This is a genomic window from Paraclostridium sp. AKS73 (genome assembly GCF_025671395.1).
Lineage (GTDB): Bacteria > Bacillota > Clostridia > Peptostreptococcales > Peptostreptococcaceae > Paraclostridium > Paraclostridium benzoelyticum.
Genome location: NZ_JAIXHU010000042.1, coordinates 1 through 26202, shown reverse-complemented (window position 1 = coordinate 26202; position 26202 = coordinate 1). Strand labels below are relative to the sequence as shown.

General features: G+C 27.0%; 31 protein-coding genes, 3 pseudogenes and 1 riboswitch. Of the genes and pseudogenes, 26 read left to right on the top strand and 8 right to left on the bottom strand.

The genetic code is table 11. From position 1 onward, the window contains the following. The first annotated feature begins 31 nt into the window (after nt 1-31). The 14 genes and pseudogenes from add (at nt 32) to LEQ07_RS16810 (ending at nt 12438) form a co-directional block, all read left to right on the top strand. A pseudogene (add, locus tag LEQ07_RS16880) lies at nt 32-1026 on the top strand (adenosine deaminase). A 196-nt stretch (nt 1027-1222) separates the two neighbouring features. Next, nucleotides 1223-1983 (top strand): annotated as a pseudogene (locus LEQ07_RS23220) (YihY/virulence factor BrkB family protein). Between the two features lie 118 nt (nt 1984-2101). Beyond that, nucleotides 2102-2626, top strand: a complete 525-nt coding sequence (locus LEQ07_RS16865) for a lactate utilization protein (RefSeq protein WP_332843306.1) — start codon at nt 2102-2104, stop codon at nt 2624-2626. A gap of 232 nt (nt 2627-2858) precedes the next feature. Next, on the top strand, nt 2859-4049 hold the full coding sequence (locus LEQ07_RS16860; RefSeq protein WP_263331582.1) for a pentapeptide repeat-containing protein: 1191 nt from the start codon (nt 2859-2861) through the stop codon (nt 4047-4049). 93 nt (nt 4050-4142) lie between these two features. Next, a riboswitch (Lysine riboswitch) is annotated at nt 4143-4317 on the top strand. 131 nt (nt 4318-4448) lie between these two features. Further along, nucleotides 4449-6182, top strand: a complete 1734-nt coding sequence (locus LEQ07_RS16855) for a Na+/H+ antiporter NhaC family protein (protein ID WP_263331581.1) — start codon at nt 4449-4451, stop codon at nt 6180-6182. Between the two features lie 156 nt (nt 6183-6338). After that, a complete protein-coding gene (locus LEQ07_RS16850) occupies nt 6339-6539 on the top strand; it encodes a hypothetical protein (protein ID WP_046823751.1) in 201 nt (66 codons plus the stop codon). 67 nt (nt 6540-6606) lie between these two features. Then, nucleotides 6607-7310 (top strand): annotated as a pseudogene (locus tag LEQ07_RS16845) (ABC transporter ATP-binding protein). Nucleotides 7311-7312: 2 nt separating this feature from the next. After that, nucleotides 7313-7666 carry a hypothetical protein gene (locus LEQ07_RS16840; RefSeq protein ID WP_263331580.1) on the top strand — a complete coding sequence of 118 codons (354 nt, stop codon included), beginning with the start codon at nt 7313-7315 and terminating at the stop codon, nt 7664-7666. A gap of 239 nt (nt 7667-7905) precedes the next feature. Further along, on the top strand, nt 7906-8274 hold the full coding sequence (locus tag LEQ07_RS16835; RefSeq protein ID WP_263331579.1) for a hypothetical protein: 369 nt from the start codon (nt 7906-7908) through the stop codon (nt 8272-8274). 38 nt (nt 8275-8312) lie between these two features. Beyond that, nucleotides 8313-8648 (top strand): hypothetical protein, encoded by a 336-nt coding sequence (locus LEQ07_RS16830; protein WP_263331578.1) that lies wholly within the window; start codon nt 8313-8315, stop codon nt 8646-8648. After that, a complete protein-coding gene (locus tag LEQ07_RS16825; RefSeq protein WP_317852108.1) occupies nt 8648-10531 on the top strand; it encodes an FtsX-like permease family protein in 1884 nt (627 codons plus the stop codon). Before LEQ07_RS16830 ends, LEQ07_RS16825 begins: the two co-directional genes overlap by 1 nt. A gap of 18 nt (nt 10532-10549) precedes the next feature. After that, nucleotides 10550-10834, top strand: coding sequence for a hypothetical protein (locus tag LEQ07_RS16820; RefSeq protein ID WP_263331576.1), 285 nt, complete (start codon nt 10550-10552; stop codon nt 10832-10834). A 70-nt stretch (nt 10835-10904) separates the two neighbouring features. Further along, nucleotides 10905-11243 (top strand): DNA/RNA nuclease SfsA, encoded by a 339-nt coding sequence (locus tag LEQ07_RS16815; protein ID WP_317852107.1) that lies wholly within the window; start codon nt 10905-10907, stop codon nt 11241-11243. 139 nt (nt 11244-11382) lie between these two features. Beyond that, entirely contained in the window at nt 11383-12438 is a 1056-nt protein-coding gene (locus LEQ07_RS16810; RefSeq protein WP_263331575.1) for a M42 family metallopeptidase, read from the top strand. 85 nt (nt 12439-12523) lie between these two features. Here LEQ07_RS16810 and LEQ07_RS16805 read toward each other — a convergent pair whose 3' ends face one another. Genes LEQ07_RS16805 through LEQ07_RS22055 form a run of 3 tightly spaced genes read right to left on the bottom strand, consistent with a single transcriptional unit; the run spans nt 12524 to nt 13556 of the window. Beyond that, a complete protein-coding gene (locus LEQ07_RS16805) occupies nt 12524-12733 on the bottom strand; it encodes a hypothetical protein (protein ID WP_035116276.1) in 210 nt (69 codons plus the stop codon). A gap of 47 nt (nt 12734-12780) precedes the next feature. After that, nucleotides 12781-13296, bottom strand: a complete 516-nt coding sequence (locus tag LEQ07_RS16800) for a permease (protein WP_046823746.1) — start codon at nt 13294-13296, stop codon at nt 12781-12783. After that, nucleotides 13293-13556: a hypothetical protein gene (locus LEQ07_RS22055; protein WP_332843301.1), complete on the bottom strand. Its 264-nt coding sequence runs from the start codon at nt 13554-13556 to the stop codon at nt 13293-13295. Before LEQ07_RS22055 ends, LEQ07_RS16800 begins: the two co-directional genes overlap by 4 nt. On the opposite strand from LEQ07_RS22055, the gene LEQ07_RS22050 reads away from it, so the two are divergent. The 6 genes from LEQ07_RS22050 (at nt 13534) to LEQ07_RS16775 (ending at nt 18015) form a co-directional block, all read left to right on the top strand. Continuing rightward, nucleotides 13534-13689: a hypothetical protein gene (locus LEQ07_RS22050; RefSeq protein ID WP_332843300.1), complete on the top strand. Its 156-nt coding sequence runs from the start codon at nt 13534-13536 to the stop codon at nt 13687-13689. The two genes, LEQ07_RS22055 and LEQ07_RS22050, sit on opposite strands and share 23 nt — an antisense overlap. Nucleotides 13690-13931: 242 nt before the next feature. Then, the gene (locus LEQ07_RS16790) at nt 13932-15323 is read left to right on the top strand and encodes a YfcC family protein (RefSeq protein WP_046823744.1); all 1392 of its coding nucleotides are present in this window, start codon (nt 13932-13934) and stop codon (nt 15321-15323) included. Nucleotides 15324-15539: 216 nt separating this feature from the next. Next, nucleotides 15540-15782: a hypothetical protein gene (locus LEQ07_RS22045; protein ID WP_332843299.1), complete on the top strand. Its 243-nt coding sequence runs from the start codon at nt 15540-15542 to the stop codon at nt 15780-15782. Nucleotides 15783-15845: 63 nt separating this feature from the next. Continuing rightward, nucleotides 15846-16196, top strand: a complete 351-nt coding sequence (locus LEQ07_RS22040) for a hypothetical protein (RefSeq protein ID WP_332843298.1) — start codon at nt 15846-15848, stop codon at nt 16194-16196. 150 nt (nt 16197-16346) lie between these two features. Then, nucleotides 16347-17147, top strand: a complete 801-nt coding sequence (locus LEQ07_RS16780; protein WP_046823742.1) for an XdhC family protein — start codon at nt 16347-16349, stop codon at nt 17145-17147. 28 nt (nt 17148-17175) lie between these two features. Then, nucleotides 17176-18015 (top strand): radical SAM protein, encoded by an 840-nt coding sequence (locus tag LEQ07_RS16775; RefSeq protein WP_263331574.1) that lies wholly within the window; start codon nt 17176-17178, stop codon nt 18013-18015. Between the two features lie 17 nt (nt 18016-18032). Here the strand turns inward: LEQ07_RS16775 and LEQ07_RS16770 are convergent, their stop codons facing one another. Then, nucleotides 18033-18608 (bottom strand): lysophospholipid acyltransferase family protein, encoded by a 576-nt coding sequence (locus tag LEQ07_RS16770; protein WP_263331586.1) that lies wholly within the window; start codon nt 18606-18608, stop codon nt 18033-18035. Between the two features lie 384 nt (nt 18609-18992). After that, complete coding sequence (locus LEQ07_RS16765) at nt 18993-20312, bottom strand: MFS transporter (RefSeq protein ID WP_046823739.1); 1320 nt, start codon at nt 20310-20312, stop codon at nt 18993-18995. A 501-nt stretch (nt 20313-20813) separates the two neighbouring features. Between LEQ07_RS16765 and LEQ07_RS16760 the strand changes: the two genes are divergently transcribed. The 3 genes from LEQ07_RS16760 to LEQ07_RS16750 all read left to right on the top strand — a co-directional run bounded on the left by LEQ07_RS16760 (nt 20814) and on the right by LEQ07_RS16750 (nt 22244). Further along, entirely contained in the window at nt 20814-21095 is a 282-nt protein-coding gene (locus LEQ07_RS16760) for a hypothetical protein (protein ID WP_052952121.1), read from the top strand. Between the two features lie 89 nt (nt 21096-21184). After that, nucleotides 21185-21418, top strand: coding sequence for a hypothetical protein (locus LEQ07_RS16755; RefSeq protein WP_046824140.1), 234 nt, complete (start codon nt 21185-21187; stop codon nt 21416-21418). 157 nt (nt 21419-21575) lie between these two features. Further along, the gene (locus LEQ07_RS16750) at nt 21576-22244 is read left to right on the top strand and encodes an N-acetylmuramoyl-L-alanine amidase (RefSeq protein ID WP_317852106.1); all 669 of its coding nucleotides are present in this window, start codon (nt 21576-21578) and stop codon (nt 22242-22244) included. A gap of 50 nt (nt 22245-22294) precedes the next feature. On the opposite strand, the gene LEQ07_RS16745 is transcribed toward LEQ07_RS16750, so the two are convergent. Beyond that, nucleotides 22295-22447, bottom strand: a complete 153-nt coding sequence (locus LEQ07_RS16745; RefSeq protein ID WP_168931251.1) for a hypothetical protein — start codon at nt 22445-22447, stop codon at nt 22295-22297. A gap of 233 nt (nt 22448-22680) precedes the next feature. Between LEQ07_RS16745 and LEQ07_RS16740 the strand changes: the two genes are divergently transcribed. Genes LEQ07_RS16740 through LEQ07_RS16730 form a run of 3 tightly spaced genes read left to right on the top strand, consistent with a single transcriptional unit; the run spans nt 22681 to nt 24511 of the window. Then, nucleotides 22681-23118 carry a tetratricopeptide repeat protein gene (locus LEQ07_RS16740; protein ID WP_263331573.1) on the top strand — a complete coding sequence of 146 codons (438 nt, stop codon included), beginning with the start codon at nt 22681-22683 and terminating at the stop codon, nt 23116-23118. A gap of 56 nt (nt 23119-23174) precedes the next feature. After that, nucleotides 23175-24110 (top strand): tetratricopeptide repeat protein, encoded by a 936-nt coding sequence (locus LEQ07_RS16735; RefSeq protein ID WP_263331572.1) that lies wholly within the window; start codon nt 23175-23177, stop codon nt 24108-24110. 23 nt (nt 24111-24133) lie between these two features. Next, on the top strand, nt 24134-24511 hold the full coding sequence (locus LEQ07_RS16730; protein WP_263331571.1) for a hypothetical protein: 378 nt from the start codon (nt 24134-24136) through the stop codon (nt 24509-24511). 90 nt (nt 24512-24601) lie between these two features. Here the strand turns inward: LEQ07_RS16730 and LEQ07_RS16725 are convergent, their stop codons facing one another. Both LEQ07_RS16725 and LEQ07_RS16720 read right to left on the bottom strand, forming a co-directional pair. Further along, nucleotides 24602-25231, bottom strand: a complete 630-nt coding sequence (locus LEQ07_RS16725) for a manganese efflux pump MntP (protein ID WP_046823522.1) — start codon at nt 25229-25231, stop codon at nt 24602-24604. 227 nt (nt 25232-25458) lie between these two features. Then, nucleotides 25459-26133 (bottom strand): Crp/Fnr family transcriptional regulator, encoded by a 675-nt coding sequence (locus LEQ07_RS16720; protein ID WP_025163144.1) that lies wholly within the window; start codon nt 26131-26133, stop codon nt 25459-25461. Nucleotides 26134-26202: the final 69 nt, after the last annotated feature.

Genomic DNA, 26202 nt, shown 5'->3' with positions numbered 1-26202 from the left:
AAAATAAATATATATAAAGGGAGAGAAATATATGAATTTTAAAAAATTACCAAAAATAGAATTACATTGCCATTTAGATGGGAGTGTACGACCTCAAACCATAATAGATTTAGCTAATATGAAGAATATAGATATACCATCAAAAAATATAGACGAAATAAAAAATATGATGGTTGCACCTAAGGATTGTAAGTCATTAGATGAGTATTTAAAAAGATTTGAATTACCAGGACTTATAATGCAAGATGAAGATAGTTTAGAAAGAATTGCTTTTGAACTAATGGAAGATGCATCAAGAGAAAATATAGTTTATATAGAAATAAGATTTGCACCATTACTTCATATAAATAAAGGATTAACTACAAAACAAGTTATAGAAAGTGTTTTAAAGGTATAAAAAAAGCTGAGTCAATTTATGATATTAAAGGGAATTTAATATTATCATGCATGAGAACTATGAGTGTTGAAAGTAGTTATAATGTAATAGAAGCCGGAAAAGAATATTTAAATAATGGAGTTGTTGCCATTGATTTATGTTCAAGTGAAAATAAACAGTTTTGCGAAAAATTTGAAGAACCTATCGCTTTAGCTAGAAGCTATGGATATAGAGTAACTATACATGCTGGGGAGACTGGAATAGGAGAAAATGTATATGATGCCATAACACTTTTAAAAGCTGAAAGAATAGGTCATGGAGTATTTATAAAAGATTGTGAAAAAGCTTACAACCTTGTTAAGAAAAATAATGTTACTTTAGAAATGTGTCCTACAAGTAACTTACAAACTAAAGCTATAAAAAACATAGAAAATTATCCGTTAAATTATTTCCATAAAGATGGAATAAAAGTATCTTTAAATACTGACAATAGAACAGTTTCAGATATTGATTTAACTAATGAATATAACATAATATTTAATAATTTTGAAATGAGTGAACATGACTATAAAACAATCTATCTAAATAGTGTTGAAGCTTCTTTTGCAGATGAAAATACAAAAGATAAATTAAGAAATTATATCAAATAATATATCAAAAATAAAAGTATTGCTAAAAACTAGCAATACTTTTATTTTTTGATATATAATATAATGTGATATTATATTATAGGAGTGAAAGGTGGTTGATCTTATAAATAATATAAACAATATAAAAAGCAATGTACAAAATAATGTTATTTATAAGAAAGTAAATATAAATGACATTAACTCAAGAGCTGCAGCTATGTCTTATTATTTATTGCTTTCTATATTTCCTTTTTTGATATTTATGATAAACTTATTAAGTTATATACCTATAATCCATATTAATAAGTTCTTATATTCATTTAATGATTTGATTCCAAATAGTGCATTTGCTATGATCGAATCTATAATAAACTCTGCAATAAGTGATAAAAGTATAAGTTTGACTGTATTCAGTTTTATTTTTACCTTGTGGAGTTCATCTCGTGCAGTTAGAGTATTTATAAAGGGTATAAACAAATCATACAATTTAAAAGAAACTAGATCTTTCTTCAAACTAATACTTATATCATTTTATTTTACAGTAGAACTTATAGTATTAATAGTTTCATCAATGGTATTTTTATTATATGGAGAAAAGGTTGGATATATAATATTTAAATTTTTAGGTCTAAGTAAACTGTTTATGCCTACATGGAATTTATTCAGATACTCTTTGTAATAGCTATAACCATATGGATAGTGAGTTCTTTATTTAGATATGGACCTAATAAAAAAATAAATTTAATAGAGGCAATGCCAGGGGCTATATTATCTATATTTGGATGGATACTAGTTTCAGTTATATTTTCTTTTTATACAAATAACTTTTCAAATTATCAAGTTATATATGGAAGTATAGGAGGTATTATAGCTCTTCTTACTTGGTTTTATTTAAGTAGTTGGATTATGCTATTAGGGTGTGAAATAAATGCTCTTATATACTATAGGGGTAAAAATTTTAATAGAAGGGATATATAAATATGGATAAAAATTTACATTGGGTTTGCGAGAAACAAATTGAAAGAACTATTAAAGCGTTAGAAAGTAACAATATGAATGGATACCTAGTAAAATCTAAAGAAGATTTAATAAAAAAATAGACGATTTAGTAGAAGAGAACTCTTTAGTTGCATGTGGCGGTTCACAAACTTTATTCGAAACAGGAGTAATAGATTATTTAAGAAAAGGAAGATATGATTTTCTTGATAGATATAAAGAGGGCCTTAAGCCTAATGAGATGAAAGACATATATAGAAAATCATTTTTTGCAGATGCATATTTTACAAGTACGAATGCTATAACAGAAAATGGAGAACTTTACAATGTTGATGGAAATGGAAATAGAGTAGCCGCAATGTTATATGGTCCAGACAAAGTTATTGTTATATGTGGAAAAAATAAAATTGTTAAAGATGTAGATGCTGCTATAGAAAGAAATAAACAGTTTTCTGCTCCTGCTAATGCTAAAAGATTAGATACTAAAACACCTTGTAAATCTTCTGGTTATTGCATGGACTGTAAAAGTAGCGATAGAATATGCTGTGAATATACTTTAATAAAAAGACAAAGATATCAAGGAAGAATACATGTTATTTTTATAGATGAGAATTTTGGATATTAATAATTAGAGAAAACTAAATATTTAATAAAGAAACCATATTAAAACCTTTTAATTAGGATTAATATGGCTTTTTTTTATATGAATATTATGTAAGCAAACAAGAGACAATAAGTAAATAATAGTCTTCTATGGAGGTAGTTATATGATAATAAAAAACTTTTTACATGCTTATCAAATAAAAAATATTAAGGGTATACAACCTTATAAAGAATAAGGTAAAAATCATATTCTAATGGGATATATAAATTTTAAAGAAGAAGTTTATGTAACTAAAAATCAGTTACACAAAAGGAAGATAAACAATAAAAACTTATTTGATAGCATATTGAGGCATAAGAATTTACCTGAAACATATAACCCTTGCAAACAGTACAGTTTTAAAGTTTTTAATGAAGAAATGTTTGGCAAACAAGGAATTTTAGATGAAGATAAATTTTCTACAATAGAAAGTAAAGATATTATATGTACAAAGTTTATAGGATGCACATTCAAAAACTTAAATTTTAAGGAATGCAGGTTTGTAGGATGCATATTTGAAAATTGTAAATTTGAAGATGGAGGAGTAAGTTTTGAAAATTGTAGTTTTTTAAAAGAAGAAAGCCAAAGTAAGCCATCTTTAAATAAGTATGACAATTTTTCATGCCATTTTATAAATTGTGATATTTATTCAAAATTTTTAAATTGTATACTATCTTTTTCTATTTTTGAAAAATGCAACTTGAGAACAAGTAATTTTGAACAAAGCGCAATGGACAATATTATAATTATAGACAGTTATTTGGATATGATAATTTTTTCTGACTGTGACTTATGTGGTGCAAAAACTATATCAACATATATTAAAGATTTAGAATTCAGAGATAAATACCAAACTAAGTTAGATGAAAAGAGCTTCTTTGATAAATTACCTGTTAGGCTAAAAACTAGAGATGAATATGAAGGTTTTTATATGACATACGAAACCTTAGCTAATAAATTTAAAGAAAACTCTTTAAATAATAACTTTGGAGAATATTATTATCTATGCAAAAACACTCAAAGAAAAACTTTAAAAATAATACCTAAAATAGGATCATATTTATATTGGCTAACTTGTGGATATGGAGAACGACCTGAATTTGCAGTATATTCATCATTGGTAATTATAGTTATTTTTGCAATTTTATATTTGTTTTTAGGGGTAGAGATAGATGATAAAACTATTATATACAATATGAGTACTATAAAAAATCTATCTATTTATAAAGTTTTAAAAGATTTAAATGAAACACTAAGTTTAAGTATAGGATCTTTTGGAGGAGTTGGAACTATAAATTGTAAGCCAACAGAAATTAGTTATATACTAACAAATTTAGAAGTCCTAATTGGTGTTGTAATGATGGGATTAGGTATAGGGACTCTAACTAGAAAAGTTGTTAGATAAGTTTTGAAAATCATGAAAATTTAGAAAATAATGAAAAAACAGTTGATTATTTACAATAACATATATATAATTTACTTAATATAAAAAGTGAATAAAAAAGGTAGAGGCGCGGTACTTATAAGTACTAGTGATGAGTTAAGCACATAGATTTACTAGGAAAGGAATTATCGCCGAAGTTTATAACTGATGCTTTAAGGTTATATGCTGGGGATGTATAAAATATATACATCACTGTCACAAATTATATTTGTGTTGAGCTATCATTAAGGAAGCTAATATTGTGCAGATTTTGCATAATATAAAAAGCCTTGAGTGCATACTCAAGGCTTTTTCTTATTTAAAGCCCTAAGTATTTATTACCCTTTGCATTCACTAAAGTTAAATTTAGGGAGGATTTTTATGAGGAACAAAAAATATTTTGTAATTTTATTAACTTTAGTTTTAGTAGTTTTAGCATCACCTATTTCCTTTGCACAAGAAACAGATATAGCATTTCAAAACGCAAGTAAATTTAAATTTTTAACATTGATTCCACCGATAGTATCTATACTTTTAGCATTTATTACTAAGAATGTTGTAATATCATTATTTATAGGTATATTATCTGGAAGCTTTTTACTTAGTTTAAATAGTACTAATTTTATTTTAGCTTTACCCCAAAGCTTCATAGATTTTATATATAGAGCTCTTAATTCACTTGCAGACCCATGGAACGCAGGCATAATACTCCAAGTTCTAGCTATTGGAGGGGTTATTCATTTAGTAGCAAAAATGGGAGGAGCTAAAGCTATAGCAATAAGCTTAGCGGACAAAGCTAAAAGTTCAAAAGGAACTCAAATTATAACATGGTTTTTAGGACTTTTAGTATTCTTTGATGATTATGCGAACTCATTAATAGTAGGGCCTATTATGAGACCGGTAAGTGATAAAATGAATATTTCAAGAGAAAGACTTGCTTTTATAATTGATGCAACAGCTGCACCTATTGCAGGACTTGCAATAATATCTACATGGATAGGATTAGAAGTTGGACTTATAAATGACGCTTTTTCAGGGATAGGTCTAAATAATGATGCTTTTGGGATATTCTTACAAACTATTCCCTATAGATTTTATAATATATTAATTTTAGCATTTGTAATTATAACTATTATTCTAGCAAAGGATTTTGGTCCTATGAGAAAAGCTGAGATTAAAGCTAAACAATCTGATTTTAATAACTTAGATACAAAACATAACGATTCAATTCAATCAGAGTTAGAACCTAAAGTTGGAGTGAAACTGAGTATATGGAATGCAATTATTCCTATTGGAACTCTTATAGTTACATCATTAATATTTTTTTATTATAGTGGATACACATCAATAGTTAATGGGGATAATATTGAACTTCAAAATTTAATGGTTAAATCACCATGGTCATTTTTATCTATAAAAGAAGCATTTAGTTCAGCCGATGCATCTGTAGCACTATTTCAATCAGCTATTATTTCAAGTATAGTCGCTATTTTAATGGCTGTTTCTAAAAAAATATTTAAAGTATCTGAAGCTATAGAAATTTGGATAGATGGTATGAAAAGTTTGTTAATGACAGCTGTTATTTTAATTTTGGCCTGGTCGTTAAGCTCAGTAATAAAAGATTTGGGTACGGCTAAATTTTTAGTTACATTACTATCAGGGTCTATGCCAGCATTTTTACTACCTAGTGTAATATTCATATTAGGATCAATAATATCTTTTTCAACAGGCACGGCATATGGAACTATGGGTATACTAATGCCTCTTGCAATTCCTCTTGCGCACTCTATAAATCCAGATATATCATTTATAGTAATATCTACAAGTGCGGTACTTACAGGAGCTATATTTGGTGATCACTGCTCTCCTATATCAGATACAACAATATTATCATCTATGGGAGCTGGATGTAACCACATTGACCATGTAAAAACACAAATGCCCTATGCGTTATTTGTAGCAAGTATAACTGTATTATTTGGGTATATTCCTGCAGGTCTAGGAATATCAATATATATAGTTATTCCTATTTCGATAATAGCTATTTTTATAGGAGTACAATTGTTTGGAAAAAAGTATATGAATACGGTGTTTGTGAAGCAAAGGAAAACTTAATATAAAAATTTAAATATATAGTAAAAAGCTATCTGAAAAGTTAAATTTGGTTGATTTTATTTCAATCTACTTAAACTTTCATGATAGCTTTTTTTGTGAAGTTTAATTGGTATATACATAAATTCGAAATAATAAACTATAGTAAGGGGGGAGTGTATGAGATTCGTAGATATTTTAAAAGACATTTTTTTAAGTGTAAGAAAGATGATAGCTATATGTCTAACTATTGTATTTTGTTATTTAAGTATAATAGGAAGTATAAAGCCATCTGAATTTATGCCTATCTTTAGCATGGTTGTAGGATATTACTTTGGAAAATCTACAGCTTTAGAAATGCCAAATCAAAAGAAAGATTAATTTTGAATTAGATTTAGTTATCATCTCAAATAGTGTATAATGACTATAAGAAACAGGAGGAGATGATATGAAAAACTACATAAAATTTGAAAACGTAAGAAAGGCCTATACTATGGGTGAAGTTGAAATAAATGCATTAGATGGCGTGAATTTTTCAATTGATAAAGGCGAACTCGTAATAATCGTAGGTGCTAGTGGAGCAGGAAAAAGTACTATACTAAATATATTAGGAGGTATGGATTCTGCAACAGATGGAGTTGTAATTGTTGATTCGAAAAATATAAGTAATTATAATGAAAAAGAATTAACAAAATACAGAAGACATGATATAGGGTTTGTGTTCCAATTTTATAATTTAGTTCAAAACTTAACTGCTATAGAAAATGTAGAGTTAGCTACTCAAATTTGCAAAAAACCTTTAAATCCCAAGCAAGTTATAGAATCAGTAGGACTTAGCCATAGAAGGAATAATTTTCCATCACAATTATCTGGAGGAGAGCAGCAAAGGGTAGCCATAGCTAGAGCTCTTGCTAAAATCCCAAATTACTTTTATGTGATGAGCCAACTGGTGCTCTAGATTATAATACTGGTAAATCAATTCTTAAAGTGCTTCAAGATACAAATAAAACACTTGGTGTTACTGTAGTTATAATTACACATAACATGGCAATAGCTCCTATGGGTGATAAAGTAATTACTGTAAGAAATGGTAAAGTACATAAAGTAGAAAAAAATGAAGCACCTATTCCTATAGAAAGGATAGAGTGGTAAATATGAGAAATCCTTTATTTAAAGATACTTTTAGGGAGATAAAAAAATCTAGGGTAGAATTTTATCTGTTTTTTGCAATAATAACTTTAGGGGTTTCTTTTTTTACGGGAATAAAAGTTGCATCTCCTGTAATGGAAGTTACAGCAGACAAGTATTATGATCAAAATGATTTAATGGACTTAACTGTAGTTTCAAATTTGGGATTAACAGATAAAGATATTAATTCGATTTCTAAGATAGATGGAATTTCTAATGTGTATCCTACATATTCAAAAGAAGTTCTAACTAGTATAGGTACAAATCAATTAGCTTTAAAAGTTCATGGATTGCCAGAAAAAGCAATAGTGATTATATAAATAAAATAAGAATAACTGAAGGTAGATATCCAAAATCAGATGGGGAGTGCTTAATTGAGGACTCTAAGGATATACCATTAGGAAGTACCATCAAAATTTATGGAGATAACAATGAAGATTTAAGTACTACTCTAAAACACAATGAATACAAAGTTGTTGGTAAAGTAGAAACTCCATATTATATAGCAAAAGCAAAAGGTAGTAGTAATATAGGTAGTGGAACTTTAAACAGTTTTATAATGGTTTTAAATAATGAATTTAAACTAAATAACTACACAGAAAGTTATATAACTGTAGATGAGGCAAAAGGTTTAAATTCTTATTCAAAAGAATATGAAGATAAAGTACAAAATATAGAAGATAAATTAGTTGATCTTGGAAAAGACCGAGCTAGCTTAAGATATAAAGAAATAATTAAAGATGCTAATGAAAAATTATCTGAAGGCAAGTCAAAATTACAAGAAGAAAAAACTAAGGCTTATAATGAACTTGACAAAGCTAAAACTAAAATTGAAAATTCTAGGTCTAAAATAAAAAATAGTGAACAGGACCTTGATAAAAAAGAAAACCAAGTTAAAAGTGAAATATCTTCTGCAGAAAAGCAATAAGTTCAGCTGCTGAAAAATTAAGTTTAAGTGAAATTGAATTGAATAAACAGATAAATGTTTTTAATACAAGCAAAGATTCTGCCCAGCAAGAAATAAACAAAGCTAAGGATAAGCTAAAAGAACAAGAAGATGAAGTTGGTAAGTTAAAGGAGTATATAGCTAGTATAGAACAAGTTTTATCTAATGAATACTTAGATGAAGAAAAAAGAAAAGAACTTGAATTTATTTTAGAAAAAAGTAAACAAAAGCTTGAAGTATCTGAAATAGCTTTATCACAGGCAAGAGAAGAGATAGCAAAACAAGAACAAGTTTTTAAGGACACTCAAAATAAATTGTTATTAGCTAAAACGGATATAGAAAAAATAAAGAATTAATAAATAGTCAAAAAAGTAATCTTGATGTAAAGAAAAAAGAAGCTGAATCTGAATTTAAAAATGCTAGATATAAACTGGAACAAGGTAAAAAAGAACTTGAAAAAGGACAAGCTACATATTTAAAAAATAAAAAAGAAGTAGAATTTAAGTTACAAAAAGCTCAAGATGAAATTGATAGAGAAGAGAAAAAAATTAAAGATATAAAAAATGGAAAGTGGTATATCTTAGATAGAAATACTAATTATGGATTTGTTGATTATAAAAACTCTGCTAATAGTATAGAATCTATTTCTAAAATATTCCCTGTATTTTTCTTTTCGCTATCAGCCTTAATTTGCTTAACTACTATGACTAGAATGGTTGATGAACAAAGAATAAATATTGGAACTATGAAAGCTTTAGGATATGATACTGGATCCATAATGTTAAAATATATACTATATTCATTATTAGCGAGTGTTTTAGGAAGCGTCTTAGGAAATTTAATAGGACTTACTGTATTTCCTTCAGTTATATATAATGCATATGCTAGCATGACGTATACACTCCCTAAAGTTACTCTAGTTTTTAGTGTAAGATTAATTGTATTATCTACCTTAATAGCAATTTTAACAACTACATTAGCGTCAGTATATTCTTGCTATAAAGAGTTAAAAGAAGTTCCGTCTATGCTTATGAGACCTAAAGCCCCTACGGAAGGAAAAAGAATATTACTTGAAAGAATAAGTTTTATTTGGAATAGGTTAAATTTCACACAAAAGGTAACTTTTAGAAACCTCTTTAGATACAAAAAAAGATTTTTTATGACTGTAATAGGAATAGCTGGATGTAGTGCTCTTTTATTAACTGGATTTGGAATAAAAGACTCTATATCGTCTATAGTAGATAATCAATATGGTCAAATAATTAAATATAATTTGACTTTAAACTATGGTAAAGATGTTGATAAGAATTCCAAAAATAAAGAAGAAAAAGTCATAGATAGTGATGACCGAATAAATAATTGTTTAAATATAAAAAATAAGAGTTATAAGGTTATTAGTAATTCTGTAGAAAAGGATGTAAATATTGTAGTACCTGAAAATATTAATGAGATAAATAAATTTATAACCTTAAAAAATAGGGTAAGTAATAAAAAGTATACTTTAAATAATAAGGGTGTTTTTATAACTGAAAAATTAGCTAAATTATTAAAAGTTAAAGATGGAGATTCAATAGTATTAAAAAATGAAGATAATAAAGAGTTTAAAGTAAAAGTTTCTGGGATAGTAGAAAACTATGTAGGACATTATTTGTATATGAGTCCTAAATTGTATAAAAATACTTTCAATGAAAATGTTAAATTTAATGAAGTATTAATTAATACAAAAGATGGAATTTCACAAGATAAACTAGGTAAAGATATGATGAACTTAGATAACATAAATTCAGCTACATTCAACACAAGTGCAAAAAGTTCTTTTTCTGATATGATAACTAATTTAAATAGTGTGGTTATACTTATAATAGTATCTGCAGGAGCTTTAGCATTTATTGTTTTATATAATCTTACAAATGTTAATATAAGCGAGAGAATAAGAGAAATAGCAACTATAAAAGTCTTAGGATTTTATGATAATGAAGTATCATCCTATGTGTTTAGAGAAAATATAATTTTAACTGTAATAGGAACAATTCTAGGTCTAATTTTAGGCGTATTTTTACATAGATTTATAATGACGACTGCTGAACTTGAATTTGTTATGTTTGGAAGAGATATAAAACCTATTAGTTTTATACTATCTGGTATGCTTACATTTATATTTGCTACATTAGTAAATCTTTGTATGTATTTTAAACTAAAAAAAGTAAAAATGGTTGAATCTTTGAAATCTGTAGACTAATATATAAGGGATGATGACATGATTTATGATAATATTGTAAAAGCTACTTTTGTAAAACGACCAAATAGATTTATAGCACATTGTATTGTAGATGGAAAAGAAGAAATTGTTCATGTAAAAAATACAGGTAAGTGTAAAGAACTTTTAATTGAAGGTTGTACTGTATATTTACAAGAACATGATAACCCCAAGAGAAAAACTAAGTATTCACTTATAAGTGTTGTAAAAGGAAATAGACTAATCAATATGGATTCGCAAGTTCCGAATAAAATAGCCTATGAAGCTTTAATAAATAAAAAATAATTCTTCCTGGGCTAGATGAAGAATTATTAACTATAAAACCTGAAAAACATATAAGTCATCTAGATTTGATATATATATAGAAACAAAAACTAAAAAAGCTTTTGTTGAGGTAAAAGGGGTTACTTTAGAAGAAAATGGTGTGGTTTTATTTCCAGATGCTAAAACTGAACGAGGTGTCAAACATGTAGGTGAGCTTATAGAAGCTTCTAAAGATGGATATGTAAGCTATATATTATTTGTTGTACAAATGGATAATGTAAAGTATTTTACACCTAATATTAAAATGCATCAAGAATTTGGAGATATGTTAAAAAAAGCAAGTTTAAGTGGAGTTAATATAATTTCATACGATTGCAATGTAAGTGAAAATTCTATAAGCATAAACGAAGAGGTTAAAGTCATATTATAAGGTTTAAAAATAGTGTAATTTAATAAATTACACTATTTTTTTATAAAGTTTTGAATATTAGGTTTATATTTAAGGAATATGTATTGTACTGTGAAAGTATAATATTGTAATTATACATTTTTAAATTAAGGGGGAGCATATGAGTACACAGTTAGATATGTTTAAAAATTTAACAGAAGCTAAAGGAATTCCAGGATTTGAAAAAGATGTTAGAAATTTGATTAAAGGATATATATCTGAATATGTAGATGAAGTAACTACAGACAATTTAGGAAGTTTAATTTGTAAGAAAATAGGGAATGAAGATGGACCTAAAGTCATGATAGCTGGACATATGGATGAAATAGGTTTTCTCGTAACAAATATAGATAATAATGGATTTATAACTTTTCAAACATTAGGGGGGTGGAGTGGAAAGGTTATGAATAGCCAAAAGGTTATAATAACAACATCAACTGGAAATGAATATACAGGAATAATAAACTCAATAAATACCAAAGATGTTAAAACTTCTATAGATAAAGAAAATATGTTTATAGATATAGGGGTTGAATCAAAAGATGAAGTTGAACAGTTAGGAATAAAACAAGGAGATATGATAACTCCTTATTTTAAGTTTGAGCAAATGGCAAATCCTAAATATCTACTTGCTAAAGCTTGGGATGATAGAGTTGGATGTGCGCTATTTATAGATATATTAAAAAGTTTAAAAAATGAAGATCATAAAAATATAGTATACGCAGTTGGAACTGTTCAAGAAGAAGTTGGATGTAGAGGAGCTAAAACTAGCTCTAATATAATAAATCCTGATATTGGATTTTCATTAGATGTAAGTATTGCAAATGACACTGTAGGATGCGACACGAAGTTAGGAGATGGTAAGCTTGGAAGCGGACCTCAAATACATATATTTGATGGAGGTTTAGTAGGTCATGTAGGACTTAAAAACTATTTAATTAATTTATCTGAAGAACTCAACATTCCATATCAGATAAATGCACTTCCATTTGGAGGTACTGATGCTAGCCAGATGCACTTGGCCCATAATGGAGCTCCTTGCATAAGCATTGGCATACCAACAAGATATATACACTCCCATGCTAGTATAATTCATAAGGATGATTACGATAATACAGTTAAGCTTATATCTGAATTTATTAAACGCTTAAACACTGATGAATATAAAAAATATTAGATATTTAACTCTTTAATTTTACATGTGTTATACATTAAAATCCACAATTATTATATTTACATTATAATAATTGTGGATTTTTTATTTATTCAACCATATACGTACACTGTATAGATGCCTTTTCAAACCCATATACCTCAATAAGTTTTTGATGAAGTATAAACACGTCTTTTCCGAATTCACGAACTATTGCATCACATGTTTTTCTAAATTCTTCGCAAGTTACAGAGGATTCATTTATGGTTAGCATATACCCTAAATCTTTCTGAATAACAACGTAAACATTAGACGACATATTAACTTCCACCTTTCAATATCAACTTTGAATTTTAAAATAAATCTTTAATTTAAATCTCTACTCTTAATCATATAGTCAATCAAATAACCAATGATTATAACTCCTGGAATATCAATCACTAATCTTAGTATTGTAAACTTATAACCTAAAGCCCCCATTTCAAATAATAATGTTGAAAATTTAGTAACACACCAGGCATTAAGAAAAATTATTATGTTAGAAAATTTAACTCCTTTTTTCATAAGTATTGCTGTAAATGGAAATGCTGCATACATGGGACCAGCAGAGAAAAACGCTATTAAAAAAGTAATAAATATACCTTTAATCCCAGAGCTATCCCCCATATACTTTATAAAATACTTTTTAGGAACCCAAATATCCAAAAGGCTTAATAGAATCATTACTGGGGGTAATATAGATAACATTTGAATTAAACTAGAGAATGTAGTACTAAATATTTTAAACCCTATACCTATATTATATAAATATATCAAAATACAAATGAATAAACTTACTAAAAAATATTTGTATCTTTTTATTATGAATTTTAAATTTTTCATACTAGAATCCCCCCTATTAAAGCTGCTACTATAAATGAAAATAAAAAAGCTATAAAGTTTCTATAAAAAGCAGCTTTTTTACCTATATACTTAGCTTCTAGTGAGAATGTTAAGATTCCTACCATTGTAGATGTAGAAATAAATGCTGCCACTTGAGTATAACCAGCGCCACTTTTAAGCAATATATCTCCCGTAGAAAAAGCTACAAATGTAGGCATTGTAGTTATAGATCCTATAGTGGATGCTATTGATACTCCCAAAATACTTGAATTTGGACCTATAAACTTAGAAATAGAAATAGGATCAATTAAAGATAATATGATACTAATGATTAAAACAATACAAAGAAATTGGGGCATAATATTTTCAAAGGATTTAGCTGCATTTATATAAGCATGCTTTGTCTTTTCTCTATCTTTAAAAAAAGAAAAAAAACGTTATTAATATACATAAACCATACATAATAAAAGATGTCATTAAAATCCCTCCTAACAATAATTTATAATATGAAAAAAGATGTATTAGTGAGCTATATTAAATGTAGTTTGGTAATTAAAGTAATAAAATATATAAATTTAAAAATTGGTAATAACTAATAGAGACAAGTTTTCTTTTAAGGAGGAATAAGTTGTTCTATGAATAAACAAAAAAAAATACTCATCCCCCATACATTTACAATTATATTTTTATTAATAGTTTTTATGGCAATTTTAACTTGGATTATACCCAGTGGTCAATTTCAACGAAAAGAAATTGATAATAGGTTGGTAGTAGTTCCAAATACCTACGAATATGTTAAGGAAAATCCTCAAAGTATAGAGGATATATTTAGAGCTCCAATAGATGGATTTGTAGATGCTGCAGAAATTGTAGGATTTGTTCTTTTAGTTGGAGGTTCATTTGGGATAGTTAATAAGACAGGAGCTATAGAAGCTGGGATTAATGCTGTTGTGAAAAAGCTAAGAGGAAATGAAATTATAATAATACCTATATCTATGATATTGTTTAGCTTAGGAGGTACAGTATTTGGAATGGCAGAAGAAACATTACCATTTTATATGATATTTGTACCTCTAATGTTAACTATTGGATATGATTCACTTACTGCTGTAGCTACTGTATTTTTAGGAGCCATGACAGGTAATATAGCATCAACTATAAATCCTTTTTCAGTTGGTATAGCTCAAGCATTAGCGCAAATAACACCTGGATCGGGTATCGGTTTTAGATTTTTGATATATATAATTTTGATAACAATTTCTATTGCATTTGTAATTTTTTACGCTAGAAAAATAAAGAAAAGTCCAAAAAAATCTATAGTTTATAATCTAGATTTGGAAACTAAAAAACATATTCAAATGGAAAGTTCTAATATAAAAGAGTTTACACCTAAAGAAATAGGAGTATTAATTATATTTGCAATGGGAATGACAATGATGATATTTGGAGTTTTAAAACTTGGATGGTATATATCTGAAATTGCTATGATCTTTATTGCTATTGGAGTTTTATCTGGTATTATAGGAGGACTTAATCAGGAGACTATTGCTATTGCATTTATCGAGGGAGCTAAGGATTTAGTATCAGCAGCCATTGCAATAGCATTAGCACGTGGAATAGTTATAATTGCCCAAAATGGATTTATAATAGATACTATGTTGAATTCAGCAGCAGGATACTTACAAAACTTACCAAAAGTAGTTTTTGTTAACTTAACATTGTTCTTAGAAGCCGCATTGGCATTTTTAATTCCATCATCATCTGGACTAGCTTCTCTTACAATACCTGTTTTAGCACCGCTATCTGATTTAGTTGGAGTATCGGTTCAACTAATAGTTACCGCTTATCAATTTGGTGTAGGACTTACAAATGTTATAACTCCTACATCTGGAGTTTTAATGGGCGCACTAGCTCTTGCAAATATACCTTATTCTAAGTGGTTGAGATTTGTAATGCCACTAATTATAACAATGTTTATTTCATGTATGATATTTTTAACAATAGGACAAATTATAGGAATTAAATAAAATATACTTGCAAAGTATCAAGTTCATTTGTTATAATGTTACTACCGTTAAATAATAATAATAATTTGTTTTGAGGGGCTCTTATCTGTTTTAAATAGATAAGGGCTTCTTCTATTTGTGTAGATTTTTTATTTGTATAATTATGTAAAATTATTATAATATATGGGGGTATGTATTGTATAATAGTATTAACATATTAAAGGGGGGTAGGAAATAGTGGACAAGCTTATTATAGTTAGAGGTGCTGGAGATATAGCAACTGGAGTTATACATAAACTTAGTAGATGTGGATTTAATGTTTTAGCATTAGAGGTAAAAAATCCTTTGTCTATAAGGAGAAAAGTATGTTTTAGTGAAGCTATTTACGATGGTGAAGTGTGTATAGATGGAGTTATTTGTAAATTTGTAAATAACGAAGATGAGTTAAAAAAAGCTTTTTATCAAAAAAAGTTTGTGTAACTATTGATCCTGAGGGTATCTTAATTAATAAATTAAAACCAAAAGTTGTAATAGATGCTATAATTGCAAAAAAAAAATTTAGGTACAAACAGAGGTATGGCTCCTATTACAATTGGATTAGGTCCTGGATTTGAAGCTGGATATGATGTTAATTTTGTAATAGAAACAATGAGAGGACATGATCTAGGTAGAATAATAACTAAAGGTTATGCAACTGAAAATACAGGTATTCCAGGAAATATTAATGGATTCAGTAAGGAAAGAGTAATTTATTCAATTGAAGATGGTATTATAAAAAATATTTGTGATATAGGAGATATGGTTTACAAAAACCAAGTTATTGCTAAAATAGAAAATGGTAAAAACTCAGTTGATGTGTTAGCCACTATGGATGGTATTATAGAGGTATCATAAGAAATAACAGTAAAATTAAAAAATCTTAAAATTGCCGATATAGATCCTAGAATAAGTGAACTTAAAAATTGTGAAACTATATCTGATAAAGCTAGATGTATAGCTGGAGGAGTTTTAGAGGCTATCCTTATGAATTGGAGTGATTTATAGATGAATGAATATATTTTGAAAAAAGTGTATGAAGATTTAGAATTAGGCAATAGGGTGTGTTTTGTAACTCTTACAGATGTCAAAGGTTCAAGCCCCGGTAAACAAGGCGCTGTAATGGCTGTATTTAAAGATGATTCTGTAATAGGAACTATAGGCGGCGGAATATTAGAAAATGTTGTTATAAATAAATGTAGGGAGTGTATTAAAACAGGAGAAGATTTTAACTTTGACTATTCACTTACAGAGGAATCATTAGAAACTACTATGAAATGTGGAGGATATGTAAAAGGTTATATAAAAGTATTTAACCCAAAGCCAAAATTATTAATTATTGGTGGAGGACATATAGGACACTCTTTATATAATATATCTAAAGGTCTAGATTTCTATACCGTTATAATAGATGATAGACATGAATTTGCAAATAAAGATAGATTTCCAGGGGCAGATGAAGTATACTCAGGAAATATAAGTGAAATTTTAAATAAAATTAGAATTGATGATAATACATACATAGTAATTGCCACTAGAGGTTATGAAAAAGATATAGAAGCTTTAAGAGAGGTTATAAACTCTAAAGCAGCGTATATAGGTATGATAGGCAGTCGTAAAAAATGGAAAGCTTTAAAAGAAGAATTACTAAGTGAAGGTATAGAGAAAAAATTATTAGAATCTATATATGCTCCTGTAGGAATTAATATATCTTCAAGTAGTGTTTCAGAAATAGCTTTTGGAATCATGGCAGAGGTGTTATTAGTTAAAAATAATGGTGATCTTTCACATAGAAAAGATAAAAGGTAGTTTGGTTTTATAAAGAGGTGTTGTAATTATGATAGATAGATATAATAGAGATATTCATAAACTTGTTATATCTTTAGGTAAAGATTTTATTTTAAACATTGATAGTTTAAAATTTGTAGTTAAAGAATTAGTTAATTTGGGAATAGATGATATTGAATTTGAGCTAAATGATATTATAGATTCAATTAGCTTATGCCACATAGTTAATTATATTAATGGTGAATGTAATGTTAACCATATAGGAATAGTTACAGATGGATTTGGAATATATAATAAAATTAGTGAGCTTAAATCGTATGGACTTACAAATATAAGTGTTCGATTAGAGTCTTTAAAGCAATATAAGTACAAAAAATTAAATCATAATATAAATATAAATGAAGTGTTAGATCTTATTACTAAATGTATAAACTTTAAACTAAATACAAAAATAATTTGTACTCTTATAAATGACTTTAATACTGATGAGGTTTTTGATTTTGTAAACTTAACAAAGTATTTGCCAGTGGAAGTTTCTTTTTCTGAACTTATTCCTGATCCTAGCTGTATGAACTTTTTCAACAAAGGATATATAAATGTTAAAGAAGTTTTAGAAAGTATAGAAGAGTTGCATAAATTAAATTATGTAAACGGAAGAATGGATTATTACAAGTTAGACGATTCAAAAGGAGTAATAAGTAGAGACACTCATAATGACAAATGTGGTATATGTTTAAAGTGTAATGAATTATTTTTAGATGAAAATGGATATATAAAAACTTGTATAAACTCTGATGTAATTGTAGATACAAAACCTTATATAAATAAACCATTAATGTTTAAGGAAGTATTAAAGCAATCTATATATGAAAAGCCAAAAAATGATTAAATATAAAAAAGCTATATCTATTTAGATGTAGCTTTTTTATATTTGAAATTAAAATTTAAAATTGACTCTATCATATCTTCCCTAATACTTTCTCCTAAATCGATAGTTTTGATTTTAGGATTTTCTATATGGTCATAAACAGGATCTAAAAATTCAACTTCTACATTAGTAGATTTAATCTTGCCTACTGGTTCATATCCATGATAAGTTTCTTTTGAATTTTTTATAACAATAGGTACAATTGGACATTTAGCTTTATATGCTATTTTTAATGCGCCACTTTTAAATTCTGATATTATAGAATGATCATCTTTTACCCATGTTAGATCACCTTCAGGAAAGATTGCCATACTTTGGCCGTTTATTATATTATTAGAAGCTTCTATAATACTTTTTAAACCTTGTCTATTGTCGTGTCTATTTATATATACACATTTTATTATAGCGGCCCATTTAGAAACTATAGGTATGTTTTTCCATACTGGTTCATCAGCTATTACACAACCTACAGCTCTGTTTACACTAGATATTAATATATAACTATCTAGCATACTGGAATGATTAACAACAAATAGTACAGGTTCTTTTGGAATTTTTTCCTCACCAATTATACTAACATCTATATTAACTAATTTTAAAGAGCTTTTAGCTTGCTTTTGTAAAAAGAAAATTTACTTTCCATTGTAAATTTATCAGGAAACTTTAAAAACCTCTTTAATTTAAAAATAGATAACAAGAAACCTATAATTTGAAAGATTGCAAATTTAATGTAATTAAACAATTTGATATATCTCCTCTTCATACACGTAAAATATTTAATTTCGATTAATTCAATACTAGAAAGATTTTATCATAAAATGAAATTTAATTAAAGAGGAATATAAAATTGTATTTATCCATATAAAAGCACCCCAACCATTAGATTTTTAGTCCAACAATTGGGGTGCAGTACATAATATAGTTATTTTTTATGTAAATTATGCTGTTTGATCTTCCTTGTTATCTTGTCCATGTCTGTTGTATTTTTTATTATACACGACTATTAGAAGTACAGATGATAGAATATAAATAACAGCTGTTATATAATAAGCTTTTGAATATCCACCTGGTATTTTAAATAAGAATAATTTTGTAAATTGACCTGCTATTATAGATGTAACACCTCCTGCAACAAATATAAGTGAGTTGTATGCAGGCCTAGAGTTTTTCGAAACAAACTCCATCGGCAGAGAGTTCATTATAGGATTTGCACAGTTCATAAATCCTGATCTAAAGAATAGGCCAGCTCCAACTGCTAAAACCATTCCAGATCCAAATACTGTACCATTTGCAATTATCAACATAAATGGTATAGATAAAAGTGCTAATCCCCCTAATGCAATAACATTTCCTAGTTTTTTTACTATCCATGGTGATATTAACAAGAATAAAACCATTGCAAAGTATTGATAAGATACAAGTTGAGAAGTTGTAGCTCTTGATATACCTAGTTCATTGTTTAAAAATACTGAGAAGTAAGGGCATATTAACGATGCTCCAAATCTTATCATAGCATAGTATACAAGCCATAGTACAACATACTTGTTTTTGAATATTGACCAATCAAAAGCTTTTTTCTCTTTAGTTTCTTCGCAGTAGTCTTCTTTTTTCTCTTTTATAAATAAAAGAGGTATAAGAGAAAGTGCTGCAATTACAACAAACATAAGTAATACGTCTCTTTGAGCTAATATAAATTCATGTAATTGATGAGAAGTCATTCCTTTAATATTTTCAGTTATTGCACTTGCTTGAGAGTTAGAAATTTTTAATCTACTTGCAAATCTAGATACTGCAATAGTTCCTCCAAACCAAGTTGCCAAAACCATACCTATAACATTTATATACAATGCTCTAGAAAAAACTTTAGTTCTTTCTTTCTCAGTAGTATAAGCTGTAAGATAAGGTGGTAATACAACATCAAATAATGCAACACCTACAAGTATTGCTAATGTAGCAACAGGATAAATAAAGCTTACATCCACAAATGATATAGCTATCAATGCAGCTATTGTCATTATAGGTCCTGTAATTATAAGCTTTTTGTACCCAAGCTTTGGTGCTAAAATTAAAATTGCGGCACATACGAAATTACTCATCCCCATAAAAGAGGAGAAAGAACTTGCTGTAGAGATATTAACTTGCTGTAAAAAAGTTACTAAGACGTCAAAAGCAACTCCACTCATAAGTCCCATGAAGGCATAGCTGACAATAAAAGCCCAGCTATTAAAGTTAAATCTTTTTAGTTCTTTTTGATCCATAAAATACCATCCCATTTCATATAAAATTTTTATTAGGAATAACTCTTTAGGAAAACATTTCCCAGTCAAGATAATTGTATATTATATTAGGAAAATTTCAATATATTTGGAAATTTATGGAATATATTGTAAATTCTATAAATTCGATAAAATAGTTAGATTTCATACTTAAAATTCAAAATTTAAGAATTGATACAATTTGTATATAGATTGAAATTTTAATAACTTATATAAGTATAACTTTATGTTAAGAATATATTAAATTTCTTTAAAATTTTAATATATTCTTAAAAACTTTATTTTAAACTGAATTAAATTTTCAAAATTTTATCTACAACATAAACATTTAGCGATTAACTTTATTTTAATTTCTTTTATTAAAATAATCTCAATTTAAATAAAGTTAATATATTTCTTCGAATAATAGCATATTATTAAAGTAATTAGATATAATTCAATACTTACAGATGTTAAAAATATGTACTAAGGGGGAATTATAAGGTGAGAAATAAAGCTGTAAACTTAATGGATGATAGGCTTTTTAAAGTTAAAATACTATCTAGTGGTGGAGATAATATAAATTTAAAATTTCCTGTTGAGTTTGTAAAAAGAATGGTAAAAATAAATGGACTTAAATGGCTTAATTTAAAAACAGATGTCTTAGACGCTGATAACTTAGCGAAAACAGTTATGCAAGCTTTAGATTATAATTTAACTGGTAATATAGTTAATATAAAAACTAAAAATAATGATTTAATAAAAATAAATATAGATGAAGTTTAAATATAGATGAATATAATATGTAGGCTTGAATAAATATGATTTTTTATACTATATTAATAACTTTAAATTAATATAGAAAGGAAGTTGTTATGAAAAGCTTTAAAATACAATTAACTAGAGAGACTTTTAGTTTTAAATTTAAACAATATGAAGGCACGTATTTTTTTGGAGAGTTAAATGAAGACACTCAAATTGTTAGGTATAAGATAACAAAGGATAAAGAAGGATTAGAGTTAAAAGAATTTGGAAACACACACATAAAAGAGGATTTATTATACATTCCTCAAGTGGACGCTTACATAGATTTAAATAGTATAAAATAAAAATCGCCACCGATATATGCAAATCGGTGGCGATTTTTATTTTATAGATGTTAGTAACAGTTTCTTTGAAATCATAATAAGATATATAAACGCCTAATGTAGAATTAAGGTTATTTAAGTAAATAGATAATATAAATTTACAAGAGGAGAATGATGAATATATGAAAAAGTTTATATAGATTTAGGTCATGGTGGAAATGATAGTGGTGCTATAGGAGTTAATAACATACTTGAAAAAGATATAGTACTTAGTATAGGAAAAAAACTTGAGCAAAAACTTAAAAACTGTGATTTAGATATTAAAATGTCTAGAAGCAATGATACTTTTAAAACCCTTGAGTATAGATCTAGTGAAGCGAATAAATGGGGAGCTGATTGCTTTGTGTCATTGCACTGCAATTCATTTAATAAATTAGCAAAAGGTATAGAAACTTATTGTTATAAGATGAAATATAGAAAGCTAGCAGATGATATACACGAAGAATTAGTAAAGGCTCATTTATACACAGAAAATAGAGGCGTAAAAGAAGGGAATTTTCATGTAGTTAGAGAAACAAAAATGGCTGCAGCTTTAATAGAGTTGGCATTTATAGACAATGTTGAAGATATAGATCTGTTGTTAAATAAACAAGATGAATTTGCAACAGCAATAGCTAAAGGTATATGTAAATTTTTAGGAATTGAGTTTAAGTATGATAATAGTTCAAATAAAGAACAATTATGGGCAGTATGTGTAGGCGCTTTCAAAGAAAGAGAAAACGCAGATAGAGTATTAAAAGAAGCTATAGATAAAGGATTTAAAGATGCTTATATAATTCCTAGGTAATATAAAAACTACCACTGTAAAAAATACAGTGGTAGTTTATGTATAAAATATTATATTAAAATAATAACTTTATATAATATTAGTAGACAAAGTCCTATTAAAGCAATTTTAAACACTATATTTCCAATAAGCTTTATACTTTTTATAGCTATCCCTGCAATAACTATAAAGACTAGCAATTTAAATAACATATCTAAATCCATACTATTATCCTCCTATTCATATAAGAATTATATAAATTTTAACAGAATATAAGAATATATGCAATTTATATAAAATATAGAGATATAATATATAATATTGGATATATATTGTATAATGATATATTATGGTAAAATATGTATAATATAATACAAAAGGTAGGTAGGGAATTGTTTATGAATAAAATTAAATTTCAATAAAAAAAATAAAAGATATCCCAACTGATCCTAAGATAATGTATGCTAAAGCTAGCCTTTACATTAAATTAGGAAAGATTGATGATGCTATAGAGCTATTAACTCAAGCTTCAATAAATCACTATGACAAGGCTCAATATACGTTAGCCAAGTTATATCAGTCTGAGGGTAATATAGAAGAATGTGAAAAATGGCTTAAACTGGCATTTAAAAGTGGAGTTGAAGAAGCTGCTTATGATTTGGGAAGTATCTATTATAGTTTAGAAGCATATGAATATTCTATATATTGGTATGAAAAGATAGCATTGCTGGGGCATTTGAAGGCTCAAAATAACTTAGGGGTAATTTATTTTAAGTTAAGAGACTACGAAAATTCTATAAGATGGTTAAAAGAAGCTAGTGAGGGTAAACTCTCTGATGCTCTTTTCAATCTAGGTATTTTATATAGATATGCAATGATGTTCAAAATGCAATAGATTGCTTTAAAAGAGGTTCTATTTTAGGAAATAATCATGCAAAATATAATTTAGCTATGATATATCAAGAAAATGGGGACTTTAAAGATGCTATTTCAAACTATAAACAATTGTCTAAATTGGGATACGAAAAAGCTTGCTATAATTTAGGTCTTTTGTTTGAATCAGATCAAAATTATGAAGAAGCTAAAATTTATTACAAAAAAGCTGCTGAAAAAGGTAATGAAAAATGCAGTTTTAGGTTAGCTTACATATATGATGAGCAAGAAAACTATGAAGAAGCTAAGTTTTACTATAAAGTTGCTTATGATAAAAGCAATATATTATCTAGTTATAAACTAGGCAATATTTATAATAAAGAAAATGATTTAAACACAGCTAAAATGTATTATAAAGAAGCTTCTGACAAAGACATAATACAAGCTACTAATAATTTAGCTGGACTTTTATTTGAAGAGAAATTATATGAAGAAGCTATTCCTCTGTATAAAAAATGTATAGATTATGGATTTAGAGAATCTATAGAAAATCTAGGAGATCTTTATAAACAAATAGATGATACAGATTCTGCAATTGACTATTACAAACAGATAGAAGATTTAACATCTGTTCAAGTTAAACTTGGTAATATATATGAACAATTGAAAAACTTTGATTTAGCAATTAAGTATTATCTAAAAGCAGCTGAAAATAATGACCTGGAAGCAATTTATAGATTAGGTATTATTTATGAAGAATTAGATGATTATGATAAAGCGATAAGTTTTTATGAAAAAGCTATTGAAAAAGATCACTTGAATTCTAGGATTCATTTAGGGAAAATTTTATTTGAGAAAGAAGAATATGAGCTTTCTAAAAAATTATTTGAAGTTCCCGCAAATGAGGATAATGGATACTCACAACATATGTTAGGTATAATATATAGCATTTATTATAAAGATTATGTAAGTGCTAAGTATTGGTATGAAAAACAAGAGAAAAAGGGTGTATAGAATCTATATTTAATTTAGGTCAATTGAGTCTAAAATTAAATGAAGATAGTGAAGCTGAAAAATATTTTAAAGAAGGAAGCAAGTTAGGCAATAAGAAATGTGAATATATGCTAGCTAGCCTATATTATAAAAAGAGCTTTGAAGCTTATGAAAGTTTAGCAAACGAAAATTATGATAATAGTGAAGAAGTGTTTAAAAAACTTCCAAAGTTAATTTTGAATTTTGACCAAATACTCATATCGCCTTTTGAAACTATTAAACCTAATGAAGAAGAAGATATGTATGTGCCTAAGTATTTATTATATACAGATGAAAAAATAGATAATTTATATGAAAATGAGTTAACTCATATGATTGTAGATGGAAATTTAGAGTTTAATATAGAAAATATAACTAAATAATACAGAAATGGATAAAAAAGCATACAAGAACAAATGTTCGAAGGGCTAGTTTTATCCATTTTTTATGTTAAAATACATATTTTTTATAATTTACTTAAAAAAGTCAATAAAATTTGATAAAAATCCTGTATGCTCGTTGAATATGTTAATACCTATACATATTAATATAATACCACCTATAATTTCGGCATAATTTTTTAATATTGGACCTATTTGTTTTCCTATCAAAACACCTATAAAACACACTATAAAAGTTATTATAGCTATAGCGCTTACAACTGGGACTATAGATATATTTAAAAATGCAAAACTAACACCAACGGCAAGTGCATCTATGCTAGTAGCAACAGATAATACTATTAAATCTTTTATTTTTATATCGTTATCACTAAAGTTATTTTGAGTATTATCTTGAGCTATATCTAAAGCAACTTCATCCTCATCTTCACCTTCAATAGATTCATATATCATTTTTATTCCTAAGAATGATAGTAATATTAATGCAATCCAATGATCAAAAGCCTTTATGTATCCTTCAAAGCTAATTCCTAGGGCCCATCCAATTAGAGGCATTCCTCCTTGAAATAAACCAAAGAAAAAAGCTATTTTAAAAGCTAATTTTGTTGTTATATTTTTAATTGTCATTCCTTTAGTTATAGATACAGCAAATGCATCCATAGATAAAGCAATTGACGTTAATAAAATTGATATTAAACTCATAATCATTATTCCTCCTTAACTTTTTATAATATGCACAAAAAAAACGAGACTTATACACGAAAAAATCGTGTATGAGTCTCGCTATTTAAGATTAGACCAGACTTTATAGTCATTATGTTGATCTAATCACACTTTACGTGCTAGCTACTCCCTCAACAAGAGAATAGAAAGTTTATTCAATTCTTTTATAATTTTACATAATATGTAAGTATAAGTCAATTAAAACTTTATAACTGACTTAGATGAATTAATTTGTCTCTATTGATTATGGTTATTTTACCTCTTTGAGATGTGATTATATCTTTGTTTTTAAAATCTGTAAGTAGTCTAGTTATTACTTCTCGGCTAGTTCCTAACTCCTGAGCAATTTTTTCTTGAGTTAAATATAAATAATCACTATTATTAGTTCTTTTAGAAATATCTAATAGATACTTAGAAACCCTTACATCCATACGTTCAAAAGCTATTTCTTCCAATAAATTTATGACTTCTGTATATTTAGTAAATAAATTTGAAACCATATACTTTTGAAAGTCTAAAGTATTATATATATACTTGTTAAAAATGTCAGTTGGAATAAAAATTATCTTTGTAGGTTCTATAACTTCTGCAAATGCTGGAAAAACTTCATTCGATAACATACAAGACATAGATAAATAACAAGTATCTCCGCTAGAAAGCTTATATAAAGTTACTTCTTTTCCTTTATCTGAAATTTTATAAACTCTTATAGATCCTTTTAAAATTAAAGAAAAACCTCTACACTGTTCTCCTCTAGCTATTATTTCAGAGTTTATATCGAAACTTTCAACCACTAATCTAGATTCAATAAGATTTTTAATTGGTTCATCTAATTTATTAATGAAACTGTATGTATCACATAGTTCTTTAAAAACTGTCATAAGATCCCCCCTAAATATAAGTTAAAATTATTTTTTATATACTAAATTATAATATTAATATTATATTAA